Origin of the sequence: Streptomyces sp. NPDC088254, from assembly GCF_044740925.1 — a bacterium.
Taxonomy (GTDB): Bacteria; Actinomycetota; Actinomycetes; order Streptomycetales; family Streptomycetaceae; genus Streptomyces.
Map to the genome: position 1 here is coordinate 259,150 of NZ_JBIURQ010000014.1, position 13,122 is coordinate 272,271.

The 13,122-nt window shown below is 72.2% G+C and carries 11 protein-coding genes; 7 read left to right on the forward strand and 4 right to left on the reverse strand.

Annotated elements, in window-relative coordinates:
• Positions 1–82: 82 nt before the first annotated feature.
• A complete protein-coding gene (locus ACIOC0_RS35345) occupies positions 83–766 on the reverse strand; it encodes a TetR/AcrR family transcriptional regulator (RefSeq protein ID WP_402160155.1) in 684 nt (227 codons plus the stop codon).
• 260 nt (positions 767–1,026) lie between these two features.
• Between ACIOC0_RS35345 and ACIOC0_RS35350 the strand changes: the two genes are divergently transcribed.
• Positions 1,027–3,261, forward strand: a complete 2,235-nt coding sequence (locus ACIOC0_RS35350; RefSeq protein ID WP_402160157.1) for an MMPL family transporter — start codon at positions 1,027–1,029, stop codon at positions 3,259–3,261.
• 335 nt (positions 3,262–3,596) lie between these two features.
• Complete coding sequence (locus ACIOC0_RS35355) at positions 3,597–4,640, forward strand: zinc-dependent alcohol dehydrogenase family protein (protein ID WP_402160160.1); 1,044 nt, start codon at positions 3,597–3,599, stop codon at positions 4,638–4,640.
• On the opposite strand, the gene ACIOC0_RS35360 is transcribed toward ACIOC0_RS35355, so the two are convergent.
• The 3 genes from ACIOC0_RS35360 to ACIOC0_RS35370 all read right to left on the reverse strand — a co-directional run bounded on the left by ACIOC0_RS35360 (position 4,621) and on the right by ACIOC0_RS35370 (position 6,743).
• Positions 4,621–5,184, reverse strand: a complete 564-nt coding sequence (locus tag ACIOC0_RS35360) for a GNAT family N-acetyltransferase (RefSeq protein ID WP_402160163.1) — start codon at positions 5,182–5,184, stop codon at positions 4,621–4,623. The two genes, ACIOC0_RS35355 and ACIOC0_RS35360, sit on opposite strands and share 20 nt — an antisense overlap.
• Positions 5,185–5,235: 51 nt before the next feature.
• The gene (locus ACIOC0_RS35365) at positions 5,236–5,436 is read right to left on the reverse strand and encodes an AlpA family transcriptional regulator (protein ID WP_130436688.1); all 201 of its coding nucleotides are present in this window, start codon (positions 5,434–5,436) and stop codon (positions 5,236–5,238) included.
• A gap of 368 nt (positions 5,437–5,804) precedes the next feature.
• Entirely contained in the window at positions 5,805–6,743 is a 939-nt protein-coding gene (locus tag ACIOC0_RS35370) for a sugar phosphate isomerase/epimerase family protein (RefSeq protein ID WP_402160165.1), read from the reverse strand.
• Positions 6,744–6,929: 186 nt separating this feature from the next.
• Between ACIOC0_RS35370 and iolC the strand changes: the two genes are divergently transcribed.
• From iolC to mmsA, 5 genes are all read left to right on the forward strand, one after another.
• Positions 6,930–7,880 (forward strand): 5-dehydro-2-deoxygluconokinase, encoded by a 951-nt coding sequence (iolC, locus tag ACIOC0_RS35375; RefSeq protein WP_130436690.1) that lies wholly within the window; start codon positions 6,930–6,932, stop codon positions 7,878–7,880.
• 80 nt (positions 7,881–7,960) lie between these two features.
• Positions 7,961–8,854: a deoxyribose-phosphate aldolase gene (locus ACIOC0_RS35380; protein WP_402160287.1), complete on the forward strand. Its 894-nt coding sequence runs from the start codon at positions 7,961–7,963 to the stop codon at positions 8,852–8,854.
• A gap of 7 nt (positions 8,855–8,861) precedes the next feature.
• Positions 8,862–9,683 (forward strand): 5-deoxy-glucuronate isomerase, encoded by an 822-nt coding sequence (gene iolB / locus ACIOC0_RS35385; RefSeq protein WP_351090794.1) that lies wholly within the window; start codon positions 8,862–8,864, stop codon positions 9,681–9,683.
• Entirely contained in the window at positions 9,680–11,557 is a 1,878-nt protein-coding gene (gene iolD, locus ACIOC0_RS35390; RefSeq protein ID WP_402160168.1) for a 3D-(3,5/4)-trihydroxycyclohexane-1,2-dione acylhydrolase (decyclizing), read from the forward strand. Before iolB ends, iolD begins: the two co-directional genes overlap by 4 nt.
• 14 nt (positions 11,558–11,571) lie before the next feature.
• On the forward strand, positions 11,572–13,074 hold the full coding sequence (gene mmsA / locus ACIOC0_RS35395) for a CoA-acylating methylmalonate-semialdehyde dehydrogenase (RefSeq protein WP_402160171.1): 1,503 nt from the start codon (positions 11,572–11,574) through the stop codon (positions 13,072–13,074).
• The last annotated feature ends 48 nt before the right edge of the window (positions 13,075–13,122 follow it).

The following is a 13,122-nucleotide window of genomic DNA, read 5'->3' on the forward strand; positions in this document are numbered from 1 at the left end:
CCTCCACTCAGGAGACTATACCCCTAGGGGGTATTTCACCAAGGAACCCCGGCCGCGGGTGGAGTGGGGCGGGGAAGTGTCGTCAGCCCTGACCGGGGCGGTCGTCCATCAGCGGTCGCAGGTAGCGGATGAGGACGTCCTTCAACTCCTCGACGTACGCGTCCCGCTCGGCGCCCTCGTGGCCGAGGACCAGCTCCAGCCCCGACTTGTAGATCCCGAGGCACATGTGGGCGGTGCGAGTGAGGGCGGCGGGCGGCGTGTCGGGCAGGAGCGAGGCGAGGAGGTCCTCGATGCGGGAGAGCAGCGTGGTGTGCAGCGCGTCGTGCTGCTCGGCCACGTGGCCCGGGATGTCGGGGCCGTGCATCAGGGCGAAGAACACCGGGTGCTCGCAGTTGAAGGCGATGAACCGGTCGACGGCGGCGCCGACGGCCTCCTCCAGCGGGGTCGCGGGGTCGACCGGGGCGAGCGCCTCGCCGTAGGTCTCGCGCATCTCGTGCATGAGCCGGCCCCCCAGCTCGATCGCGATCGCCTCCTTGTTCGGGAAGAACTGGTAGAGCGTCCCCGGGGAGACACCGGCCTCGCGGGCGATGGCGTTGGTGCTGGCGGCTGTGTAGCCGGTGGTGCAGAAGACGGACGCGGCGGCTTCCAGGAGCTGGGCGATACGGCGCTCACCGCGGGCCTGGCGGCGGCGCGGCTGCTCCTTCTCCTGGCTCCCGGCGGCGTCGGGTGCGGTCTCGGGCGCGGTGTCTGGCGCGGTCTCGTGCACGCGTTTTCCCCAGTTCTCCGAACGCGATTGACAAACACGAGCGGCCGCTCGCATTCTGGATCCAGTGAAACGCGAGCGATGTCTCGTGTTCGTCAGTCTATGGCTGTGCCTGTGGCTGTGGCAGATCCATGCTGCCTGTTCGCGGCCGTCGGGGCGTGACGCGCTCCGCGGTCGCGGCGCGTTCGGCGCGTTCGGTGAGTCCGGTCGCGGCGCGTTCGGTGAGTCCGGTAGGGGGAGTCAAGGTGAAGGGGCACCGCACGATGACCGAAGTCGACGGCCCGCCGCGCGTCGGGGCCTGGACGCGGCGCGTGACCGCGCGCCCCCGGCTGACCCTGCTCGCCGCGCTGGTGCTCACCGCCCTCGCGGTGCTGGCCGGCAGCGGAGTCGCCGACCGGCTGGGCAGTGGCGGCTGGCAGGACCCGGCCGCGCAGTCCACGTACGCGACCGAGGCGTTGGAGCGCGAGTTCCCCGGCTCCCAGCCGAACCTGCTGCTGCTCGTCGACACCGGCCGGGCCTCGGTCGACGATCCGGCGGTCGCCGCCGAAGCCGGTCGGCTGGTGAAGCGGCTGGCCGCCGAGGAGGGCGTCGTCGGCGTGGGCTCCTACTGGCAGGCGCCGGCCGACCGGGCCCCCGCCCTGCGCGCCGAGGACGGCCATGAGGCGCTGATCGCCGCCCGGCTCACCGGCGACGAGAAGACCACGGGCGAGACCCTCGAACGCATCGCCCCCACCTACCGGGGAGCGCACGGCCCGGTGAAGGTCACGCTCGGCGGCATGGTCGCCGTACGGCACGAGATGCAGAAGACCATCCAGGAGGACCTTCTCCGCGCCGAGATCATCGCCCTGCCGATCACCCTGGTGCTGCTGGTCATGGTCTTCGGCAGCGCGGTCGCCGCCCTGCTCCCGCTCGGCATCGGCATCGTCGCCATCCTGGGCACCAACGCGGTCCTCAGCGGCCTCGCGGAGTTCACCGACGTCTCCATCTTCGCGATGAACCTCACCACGGCCCTCGGCCTCGGCCTCGCCATCGACTACGCCCTGTTCATCGTCCGCCGCTTCCGCGAGGAGCTCGCCACCGGCGCCGAGCCGCCGACGGCCATCGCCACCACGCTGCGCACGGCGGGCCGCACCGTGCTGTTCTCCGCGCTCACGGTCGCGGTGTCCCTCGCGGCGATGCTCGTCTTCCCCCAGTACTTCCTGCGCTCCTTCGCCTACGCGGGCATCGCGGTCGTGCTCCTGGCCGCCGCGGCGGCCCTGATCCTGCTGCCGGCCGCCCTCATCCTGCTCGGCCGCCGCGTCGACGCACTGGACCTGCGCCGCCTGTTCCGCAGGCGCGGGCCGGCGGCGGAGCCCGCGGGCGGGACCGGCCGGGAGAGCGGCACGGCCTGGGCGCGCACGGCGACGCTGGTGATGCGCCGCGCCCCCTTCTTCGCCCTGGCGACCACGGCCGTCCTGGTTCTCCTCGGCCTGCCCTTCCTGGGCGTCGAATTCGGCACCGCCGACGACCGCCAGCTGCCCGCCTCCGCCGAGTCCCACGTCGTGCAGCAGCACATCCGGGACGGCTTCCCCGGCAGCCCCGGCGGCGCGCTGGAAGTCCTCGCCGAGGGCAAGGCGAGCGCGTCCCAGTACGCGGAATACGGGCAGCGCGTCGCCGCCCTGCCCGAAGTGGCCCGGGTGGACGGCCCGTTGGTGAAGGGCGACACCGCCTACTTCACGGTGCAACCCGAGGGCGAGGCCGTGGGCGACTCCGCCCAGCGCCTGGTCGGCGACCTGCGCGCGCTCGACGCCCCCTTCGACGCCAAGGTGACCGGCACGGCGGCCGTACTGGTCGACTCCAAGCACGCGATCGCCGAGCGGCTCCCCTGGGCGCTGGCCGTCATCGCGATCGTCACCCTGCTGCTGGTCTTCCTGCTCACAGGCAGCGTGCTCATACCGGTCCAGGCGGTCCTGCTCAACGCGCTCAGCCTGACGGCGATGTTCGGCGCGGTGGTCTGGGTCTTCCAGGACGGCCACCTCTCCGGCCTCCTGGGCTTCACCAGCCCCGGCTCCATCGAGACGACCCTGCCCGTCCTGATGTTCTGCGTCGCCTTCGGCCTCTCCATGGACTACGGCGTCTTCCTGCTCTCGCGGATCAAGGAGGAGTACGACCACACCGGGGACCACGAAGGGGCGGTCCGCCTGGGCCTCCAGCGCACGGGCGGTCTGATCACCGCAGCGGCCGTCATCCTGGCCGTGGTGATGGTCGCGATAGGCACCTCGCGCGTGACCAACACCAAGATGCTCGGCCTGGGCATCGCACTGGCGGTCCTGATGGACGCGATGGTCGTCCGCAGCCTCCTGGTGCCGGCGATCATGCGGCTCACGGGCAGGGCCTCCTGGTGGGCGCCGGCCCCCCTGCGCCGGTTCCACGCCCGCTTCGGCGTCAGCGAGGGGGGACGCCCGGCTCCGGCCGCCGAGATCTCGCCCGAGCACGACACGGTGGGAGCGCGAGGCTAGTGCTGTGACCGGAAAGGTTCACCGGCTCGCGACGCCCGGCACGGCTCCCCTCCCGCTCGGCTTCGCTCGCGAGGGGGCCCCACCGCCGCGTTGTCGCATCACCCGCGTACGTTCAGTACGCGGGCGATGCTCCGCCTTGCGATGCTCCCCCACTGTCTGAAAGGCGTGGGAGGTACCCCCGGCACCGGACGCCGCGAGCTACCCGGCGAACAGTTCCGGTCACAGCACTAGCTAGCGTTCGCGGTGGTCCTGTGGTCCCGGTGGTCCGGGGTGAGCCCGGTGGTCCCAAGTGCCGCGGACGGCCAGGGCGACGGCGAAGGTGAGGATGAGGGCGCATGCGGGCTGTGGTGTTCGAGCGGTACGGCGAGCCGGCCGAGGTGCGGGAGGTGGCCGACCCGAGGCCCGCCCCGCACGGAGTGGTCGTTCGCGTGGAGGCCACCGGCCTGTGCCGCAGCGACTGGCACGGCTGGATGGGCCACGACCCCGACATCACCTTGCCGCACGTCCCCGGTCATGAACTCGCAGGAGTCGTCGAGGAGGTGGGCGACCGGGTAACCCGCCGACGCCCCGGTGACCGGGTGACCGTGCCGTTCGTGTGCGGCTGCGGCACCTGCCCGTCCTGCGCGGCGGGCGACCACCAGGTGTGCGAGCGCCAGACCCAGCCCGGCTTCACCCACTGGGGCTCCTTCGCCCAGTACGTGGCCCTGGACCACGCCGATGTGAACCTGGTCGCGATCCCCGACGAGCTGTCGTACGCCACCGCGGCCTCGCTCGGCTGCCGGTTCGCGACCGCGTTCCGGGCGGTCGTGCGGCAGGGCCGGGTGGCGGCAGGGGAGTGGGTCGCCGTGCACGGCTGCGGCGGAGTGGGTCTGTCGGCGGTGATGATCGCCGCGGCCTGCGGGGCGAGGACGGTCGCCGTGGACGTCTCCCCGAAGGCCCTGGAACTGGCGCGGCGGTTCGGAGCGACCGTGTGCCTGGACGCGCGGGAGACACCGGACACCGCCGCCGCGATCCACGAGCTGACCGGCGGCGGCGCCCACCTCTCCCTGGACGCGCTCGGCTCGCCCGCCACCTGCGCCGCGTCGGTGAACGGCCTGCGCCGCCGCGGCCGGCACGTCCAGGTCGGCCTGCTGCCCTCGGCGGACGGCACGACCCCCGTCCCGCTGGCCCGAGCCGTCGCCCTGGAGCTGGAACTCCTCGGCAGCCACGGCATGGCCGCCCACGCCTACCCGGAGATGCTGGAACTGGTCCGGGCCGGGGTGCTGCGTCCCGACCTGCTGGTGACGTCGACGATCGCGCTGGACGCCGTACCGGAGGCGCTGGCCGCGCTGGGGACGGCGCCGGGAGCGGGGGTGACGGTCATCGAGCCGTGGCGGTGAGGGCGGCCCACTCCCGGTCCAGGAGCGCCATCAGCACCTCGTCCACCCACTTCCCGCCCCGGAACGCGGCTTCCCGCCGCACGCCCTCGACCGTGAAGCCGACCTTCTCGTAGACCCGCCGGGCGCGCGCGTTGTCGCCGTACAGCTCCAACTGCACCCGGTGCAGACCCAGTCGCTCGAAGGCGTGCCCGACGATGAGCCGGGTCGCCTCGGTGCCGAGACCCCGGCCGCGCCCCTCGGGTCCGATCAGCGTGCGGAAGGTGCAGGCGCGGGCGTCCGGGTCCCAGTCGTGCAGGACGACCTCGCCGACGAGGAGTCCGCTCGCGCGGTCGGTGACGGCGAGGTCGAGCCGGTCGGGCCGGGCGGAGCGGGTCGCGTACCAGGAACGTACGCGGTCCAGGGTGAGGTCGCCGCTCGCCGGGAAGGTGAAGCGGACCACCTCGGGGTCGCCGATGATCTCCCACATGGTCTCCGCGTCGGCCTCGGTGAAGGGCCGCAGGACGGTCTTCTCGCCGGTGAGAGTCGGCTTGACGGTGAAGTCCATGGGCAGCACTGTGCCCCACCCGGAGGCGGGGCACAGAACGCTTTTCCGCTGTCAGCCCTGGCCGCGACCGCGATTGCCGGGCCGGGACGCGACCCAGGCCCGGACCGTGTCCGCGTACCAGAACGGTTTACCGCCCTCCACATGGTCGGGCGCGGGCAGCAGCCCGTGCTTGCGGTAGGACCGCACGGTGTCGGGCTGCACGCTGATGTGCGCCGCGATCTCCTTGTAGGACCACAGCCGTCGGTCGGTCATGGGTCGCACCTCCCTGCGCGCGCCGGGGCGGCGGCCTGAAGGCCACCCGGGGGAGCCCGGCACTGCACTGACGATCACCGAGCCATCGCCCGCCCAACGACATACGGTGACGGTGCGGATACGGATGTGGGCGGTCTGTGACACCCCACCCGCCGAACGCGGACATGCGTGACTTTGTAACAGAGGGCACGGGCGAAAGGGGCGCGGGGAACTGCGCGAGAAACCACAGAAGACCCGCACCCGCCCGACAACCGCCCCCGGCAGAACCTCAGGCACCCGGCACGACCGCCCCCGGCAGAACCTCAGGCACCCGGCACGACCGCCGGAGGCAGAACCTCAGGCGCCCGGCACGACCGCCGGAGGCCGCCTCAGGCCCCGCACGACCGCAGGAACGCCCGGGTCCGCTGAGCGATCGGCAGCGGGGTGTCCGGCTCGCAGGGGTACATGTCCTGCTCGACGATCGCGAACAGGTCGACGTCCAGCTTCCGCGCCGCCTCCAGCACGGGACCCAGCGCCGGCACCCCGGACGGCGGCTCGCACATCACGCCCTGCGCGACGGCGGGGCCGAACGGCGTGCCCTTCGCCCGCACGTCCGCGAGGATCTCCGGGTCCACCTGCTTGAGGTGCAGGTAGCCGATCCGCTCCCCGTAGGTCTCGATCAGCTTGACGCTGTCGCCGCCGCAGTACGCGTAGTGCCCGGTGTCGAGGCAGAGAGACACCAGGTCGGAGTCGGTGCCGTCGAGGAAGCGGACGACGTTCTCCTCGCTGTCGATGTGGGTGTCGGCGTGCGGGTGGACGACGATCCGCAACCCGTACCGCTCCCGCACCTCCTTGCCCAGCCGCTCGGTCAGCGAGGTCAGGTTGCGCCACTGCTCGGGCGTCAGCGTGTCCGGCTCCAGCACCTCGCCGGTCTTGTCGTCCCGCCAGAAGGACGGGATGACCACCAGGTGGGAGGCGCCCATGGCCTGTGCGAGCACCGCGTTGTCCGCGACGTGCGCCCAGGTCTTCTCCCAGACGGCCTCGCCGTGGTGCAGCCCGGTGAAGACCGTGCCGGCCGACACCTTCAGGCCACGCTCGGCGGTCTCCTCGGTGAGGACGGCCGGGTCGGTCGGCAGGTACCCGTAGGGGCCCAGCTCGATCCACTCGTAGCCGGACTGCGCGACCTCGTCGAGGAAGCGCCGCCAGGGCACCTGCTGCGGGTCGTCCGGGAACCAGACGCCCCAGCTGTCGGGTGCCGAACCGATCCGGATACGGGACGTGCCGGGAGCGGCGGACTGGGGCGAGGGCTGAGGTGACAACGACGTCATGGCGGTCAGCGTGAAGTCTCGCCGTCAGGGGTGTCAAGGCCCTGGTCCGAATGTCTGGACAAAACATTGACAGGGCGCACCGTGCGGGACTAGAAAGCCGTGGAGAGCCGACACGGCGGCGCATCCGGCGACGCACCCGGCACGGGTGAGGGCCGACACGGTGTGGGCCGACACGAAGGGAACTCGATGGCGTACGACCTGATCACCATGGGGCGGATCGGGGTGGACCTGTACCCGCTGCAGACGGGCGTGCCGCTCCCGCAGGTCACGTCCTTCGGGAAGTTCCTCGGCGGCTCGGCCGCGAACGTCGCCGTCGCCGCGGCCCGCCTGGGCCTGGACACCGCGGTGATCACCCGCACCGGCGACGACCCGTTCGGCGTCTACCTGCACGAGGCGCTGCGCGGCTTCGGTGTCGACGACCGCTGGGTCACCTCGGTCCCCGGGCTCGCGACGCCCCTGACCTTCTGCGAGATCTTCCCGCCGGACGACTTCCCGCTCTACTTCTACCGCCGGCCCAAGGCGCCCGACCTGGAGATCGACGCCCACGAGCTCGACCTGGACGCCGTCCGCGACGCCCGTGTCTTCTGGGTCACCGGCACCGGCCTGAGCGAGGAGCCCAGCCGCACGGCGACGCTGGCGGCCCTCGCGCACCGCGCCAAGGCCGGCACCACGGTGTTCGACCTCGACTGGCGCCCCATGTTCTGGACCGACCCCGACGCGGCCCGCCCCTTCTACGCCGAGGCCCTCAAACACACCACGGTCGCTGTCGGCAACCTGGACGAGGTGGAGATCGCCACCGGGGTGCGCGAACCGCACGCGGCGGCGCGGGCACTGCTGGACGCCGGCGTGGAGCTGGCCGTCGTCAAGCAGGGACCCAAGGGCGTGCTCGCCGTCAACAGCCACGGCGAGTCGGCCGAGGTGCCGCCGCTGCCCGTCGACGTCCTGAACGGCCTCGGCGCGGGCGACGCCTTCGGCGGCTCTCTGTGCCGCGGGCTGCTCGCCGGCTGGGACCTGGAGACGACCATGCGGCACGCCAACGCCGCCGGCGCCATCGTCGCCTCCCGCCTGGAGTGCTCCTCCGCGATGCCGACCCCGGCCGAGGTCGAGGCCGCGCTCACCGCCGGAGCGGTGCGGTGAGGGCGGACCACAGGGAAGAAGCCGCCCCGCCGGCGCCCCGAACCCCGGCCCACCACGACAGCACCCCCACCACCACGACCCTGGCCAAGGTCGACGTCTCCGAACTCGTCCGCCTGCGCACCCATCACCCCGAGGCGATCGCCGAGGCCGCCGCCCGCCGCCCCCGCCGCCCGCTGATCGCCGACTCGGGCCGGCTGATGATCGTCGCCGCCGACCACCCGGCCCGCGGCGCGCTCAGCGCGGGCGGCGACAGACTCGCCATGGCCAACCGCGCCGACCTGCTCGAACGCCTGTGCCTCGCACTGAGCCGCCCCGGCGTCGACGGCGTCCTCGCGACCGCCGACATCCTCGACGACCTGCTCCTCCTCGGCGCTCTCGACGGCAAGGTCGTCATGGGCTCGATGAACCGGGGCGGCCTGCAGGGCGCGGTCTTCGAGCTCGACGACCGCTTCACCGGCCACCGCGCCGAGGACATCGAGCGCCTGAACTTCGACGCGGGCAAACTGCTGCTGCGCATCGACTACGACGACCCGGGCTCTCTCACCACCCTGGAGGCCACGGCCCGCGCGATCGACGACATGGCGGCCCGCCGACTGCCCCTGTTCGTCGAGCCGTTCATCAGCCGCCGCACCCCCGACGGCACGCTGAGGAACGACCTCTCGCCCGAGGCCGTCACCAAGTCCATCGCCATCGCCTCGGGCCTGGGCGGCAGTTCGGCCTACACCTGGCTGAAGGTGCCGGTCACCGACGACCCCGACGACATGGCCGAGGTCATGGAGACCTCCACCCTCCCCGCCGTGCTCCTCGGCGGGGAGGTCGGCGGCTCCGTCAAGGACCAGGAGGCCGCGTACGAGAAGTGGCGGGGGGCGCTGCGACTGCCCACCGTCCGGGGGCTGGTCGTCGGCCGTTCCCTGCTGTACCCGGCGGACGGTGACGTCGCCGCCGCCGTGGACACCGCCGTAGGACTGCTGTGAGGGTGGCATGACCAAGCACGAAGACCTGTACGTCCCCAAGGGCACGACGGCCGACGGCACGTACTCCCTCGCCATCGACCCCGAACGGGCCGGCTGGACCCACAGCGGCCTGCGGATCGTCGAGTTGGAGCCGGACGGCACGCACGACTTCGCCACCGGCGACAGCGAGTGGATCGTCCTCCCCCTCGAAGGCGGATGTACGGTGCGCACGGACCAGAATGAGTTCCAACTCCTGGGCAGGGAAAGCGTGTTCGCGTCGGTCTCCGACTTCGCGTACGTTCCCCGCGACGCCCGGGTCCAGATCGCCTCCGGCGCGGGAGGCCGCTTCGCCCTGGCAGGAGCGAAGTGCGAGCGACGACTCCCCGCCCGCTACGGCCCCGCGCCGGAGGTCCCCGTCGAAGAGCGCGGCAGCGGCGACTGCGCCCGTCTGGTGCGCAACTTCGCCTCCGCCGACGCCTTCGACTGCGACAAGCTGATCGCCGTCGAGGTCGTCACCCCCGGCGGCCACTGGTCCTCGTACCCGCCGCACAAGCACGACGAGCACCGGCCGGGCGAGGAGGCGGAGCTCGAGGAGATCTACTACTTCGAGATCGACGGCCCCGGCGGCTTCGGCTACCAGCGGGTGTCCCCCTCGCGGGAGGGCGGCGCCGACGTCCTCGCCGAGGTCCGTTCCGGCGACGCCGTCCTCGTCCCCGACGGATGGCACGGCCCGTCGATCGCCCAGCCCGGCCACGCCATGTACTACCTGAACGTCATGGCGGGTCCGGGCGAGACCCGGGAGTGGCGGATCTGCTTCCACCCGGACCACGTAGAAGGGGGTTACCGATGACCACCAGGCTCACCGTGGCCCAGGCGCTGGTGCGCTTCCTCGCCGCGCAGCACACCGAGCGCGACGGCGTCCGGCGGCGGCTGATCGGCGCGACCTGGGGCATCTTCGGCCACGGCAACGTCGCCGGCCTCGGCCAGGCGCTCGTCGAGTACGCCGACGACATGCCCTTCCACCAGGGGCGCAACGAGCAGTCGATGGTTCACGCGGCCGTCGGTTACGCCCGCCAGTCGGGCCGGCTGTCCACGCACGCCGTGACGACGTCCATCGGCCCCGGCGCGACCAACCTGGTCACCGGCGCCGCGCTCGCCACGATCAACCACCTCCCGGTGCTCCTCCTGCCCGGCGACGTCTTCGCCACGCGGCCCGCGGACCCGGTGCTCCAGCAGCTCGAAGTCCCCTACGCGGGCGATGTGTCCGTCAACGACTGCCTGCGGCCGGTGTCCAGGTACTTCGACCGGATCACCCGCCCCGAGGCCCTGATCCCGGCCGCCCTCCAGGCGATGCGCGTGCTCACCGACCCCGTGGAGACCGGCGCGGTGACCCTTGCCCTGCCCCAGGACGTCCAGGCCGAGGCCTACGACTGGCCGGAGGAGTTCTTCGCCGAGCGCACCTGGGCCGTACGACGCCCGGGGGCCGATCCGGCCGAACTCGCCGAGGCGGTCCGCGCGATCAGGTCGGCCCGGCGGCCGCTGCTCGTCGCGGGCGGCGGCGTCCACCACAGCCGCGCCGAGGAGGCCCTCGCCGAGTTCGCCGGCGCCACGGGCATCCCGGTCGCCTCCACCCAGGCCGGCAAGGGCTCCCTGCGCCACGACCACCCGCAGGACGTCGGCGGCGTCGGCCACACCGGCACCGCGACCGCCGACGAACTGGCCCGCACCGCCGACCTGGTCATCGGCGTGGGCACCCGGTACAGCGACTTCACCACCGCCTCCAACACCCTCTTCGCCGCCGACGGCGTCCGCTTCCTCAACCTCAACATCGCCCCCTACGACGGCCACAAGCTCGCCGGACTCCCGCTGGTCGCGGACGCCCGCAGCGGCCTCGAGGAGCTGACCGCGGCGCTGCTGACGCACGGCCACCGGGTCGCGGAGGAGTACGTCACCCAGTACACCGAGGACAAGGAGCGCTGGGAGCAGCGCGTCGACGCCTGCTACGAGGCCGAGGAGCAGGACGTACGCCCGACGCAGCCGCAGGTCCTCGGCGCGCTGGACGCCCTCGTCGACGAGTCGGACGTGATCATCAACGCGGCTGGTTCGCTCCCCGGCGACCTGCACAAACTGTGGCGGGCGCGCTCGCGGGACCAGTACCACCTGGAGTACGGCTACTCCTGCATGGGCTACGAGATCCCCGCCGCGATCGGTGTGAAGCTCGCGGCTCCCGAGCGCAACGTCTGGGCGCTGGTCGGCGACGGCACGTATCTGATGATGCCGACGGAGATCGTCACCGCGGTGCAGGAGGGGATCGCGATCAAGATGATCCTCGTGCAGAACCACGGGTACGCCTCGATCGGCGGTCTGTCGGAGTCGGTGGGCGGTGAGCGGTTCGGCACCGCGTACCGCTTCACCTCCGACGACGGCACGTTCACCGGCGCGCCGCTGCCCGTCGACCTGGCCGCGAACGTGGCCAGCCTGGGCATGCGGGTGCTGCGGGCGAAGACCGTCCACGACCTGCGCGAGGCGCTCGCCGAGGCGCGCGCCGCCGACACTCCCACTTGTGTCTACGTCGAGACCCGAACGGCAGACACAGTGTCGGGCCCGCCCCCGGCGCAGGCCTGGTGGGATGTACCCGTGGCCGAGACCGCGACCCGCCCGTCGGCGGTCAAGGCCCGTGAGCTGTACGAACGGCACGTCTCAACCCGACGCCGCCATCTGTGAAGGAGCACTCGGTCATGACGAAGATCGTCAACCACTGGATCGGCGGCAAGACCGTCGAAGGCGCGTCGGGTACGTACGGGCCGGTCACCGACCCGGCCACCGGCGCGGTCACCACGAAGGTCGCGTTCGCGACGGTGGACGAGGTGGACGCCGCGGTGGCCGCCGCGAAGGACGCCTACGCCACCTGGGGCCAGTCCTCGCTGGCGCAGCGCACGTCGATCCTGTTCAAGTTCCGCGCGCTGCTGGACGAGCACCGCGACGAGATCGCGGAGCTGATCACCGCCGAGCACGGCAAGGTGCACTCCGACGCGCTGGGCGAGGTCGCCCGCGGCCTGGAGATCGTCGACCTGGCGTGCGGCATCAGCGTGCAGCTGAAGGGCGAGCTGTCGACGCAGGTCGCGAGCCGCGTGGACGTCTCCTCCATCCGCCAGCCGCTGGGCGTGGTCGCCGGCATCACGCCGTTCAACTTCCCGGCGATGGTCCCGATGTGGATGTTCCCGATCGCCATCGCGACCGGCAACACCTTCGTGCTGAAGCCGAGCGAGAAGGACCCGTCGGCGTCGCTGAAGCTCGCCGAGCTCCTGTCGGAGGCCGGGCTGCCCGACGGCGTCTTCAACGTCGTCCACGGCGACAAGGTGGCCGTCGACCGCCTCCTGGAGCACCCGGACGTCAAGGCGGTTTCCTTCGTCGGCTCCACCCCCATCGCCCGCTACATCCACACCACCGCCTCCGCGAACGGCAAGCGCGTCCAGGCTCTCGGCGGCGCGAAGAACCACATGCTGGTGCTGCCGGACGCGGACCTCGACGCGGCGGCCGACGCCGCGGTGTCCGCCGCGTACGGCTCGGCGGGCGAGCGCTGCATGGCGATCTCCGCGGTCGTCGCCGTCGGCGCCGTCGGCGACGAACTGGTGGAGAAGATCCGCGAACGCGCCGAGAAGATCAAGATCGGCCCCGGCAACGACCCCACGTCGGAGATGGGCCCCCTGATCACCGCGGCCCATCGCGACAAGGTGGCGTCCTACGTCACGGGCGCTGCGGCCGAGGGCTCGGAGGTGGTCCTCGACGGCACCGGTTTCACGGTGGAGGGTCACGAGGACGGCCACTGGATCGGCATCTCGCTCCTCGACAAGGTGCCCACGTCGGCGAAGGCCTACCAGGACGAGATCTTCGGCCCGGTGCTGTGCGTCCTGCGCGTCGACACCTACGAGGAGGGCGTCGCGCTGATCAACAGCTCCCCCTTCGGCAACGGCACCGCGATCTTCACCCGCGACGGCGGCGCGGCCCGCCGCTTCCAGCTGGAGATCGAGGCCGGCATGGTCGGCGTCAACGTCCCGATCCCGGTCCCGGTCGGCTACCACAGCTTCGGCGGCTGGAAGGACTCCCTCTTCGGGGACCACCACATCTACGGCAACGACGGCACCCACTTCTACACCAGGGGCAAGGTCGTCACGACCCGCTGGCCCGACCCGGCCGACACACCGGCTGGCGTCGACCTGGGCTTCCCCCGCAACCACTGACGCCCGACCGCACGGCTGCTCCGGCGTACCGCGGACGCGGTATGCCGG

What these genes read in the sequence shown, in the direction of transcription:
- ACIOC0_RS35350 (WP_402160157.1), top strand. Translation starts at nt 1,027, where the DNA reads ATGACCGAAGTCGACGGCCCGCCGCGCGTCGGGGCCTGGACGCGGCGC.
- ACIOC0_RS35355 (WP_402160160.1), top strand. Translation starts at nt 3,597, where the DNA reads ATGCGGGCTGTGGTGTTCGAGCGGTACGGCGAGCCGGCCGAGGTGCGG.
- ACIOC0_RS35360 (WP_402160163.1), bottom strand. Translation starts at nt 5,184, where the DNA reads ATGGACTTCACCGTCAAGCCGACTCTCACCGGCGAGAAGACCGTCCTG.
- ACIOC0_RS35365 (WP_130436688.1), bottom strand. Translation starts at nt 5,436, where the DNA reads ATGACCGACCGACGGCTGTGGTCCTACAAGGAGATCGCGGCGCACATC.
- ACIOC0_RS35370 (WP_402160165.1), bottom strand. Translation starts at nt 6,743, where the DNA reads ATGACGTCGTTGTCACCTCAGCCCTCGCCCCAGTCCGCCGCTCCCGGC.
- iolC (WP_130436690.1), top strand. Translation starts at nt 6,930, where the DNA reads ATGGCGTACGACCTGATCACCATGGGGCGGATCGGGGTGGACCTGTAC.
- iolB (WP_351090794.1), top strand. Translation starts at nt 8,862, where the DNA reads ATGACCAAGCACGAAGACCTGTACGTCCCCAAGGGCACGACGGCCGAC.
- iolD (WP_402160168.1), top strand. Translation starts at nt 9,680, where the DNA reads ATGACCACCAGGCTCACCGTGGCCCAGGCGCTGGTGCGCTTCCTCGCC.
- mmsA (WP_402160171.1), top strand. Translation starts at nt 11,572, where the DNA reads ATGACGAAGATCGTCAACCACTGGATCGGCGGCAAGACCGTCGAAGGC.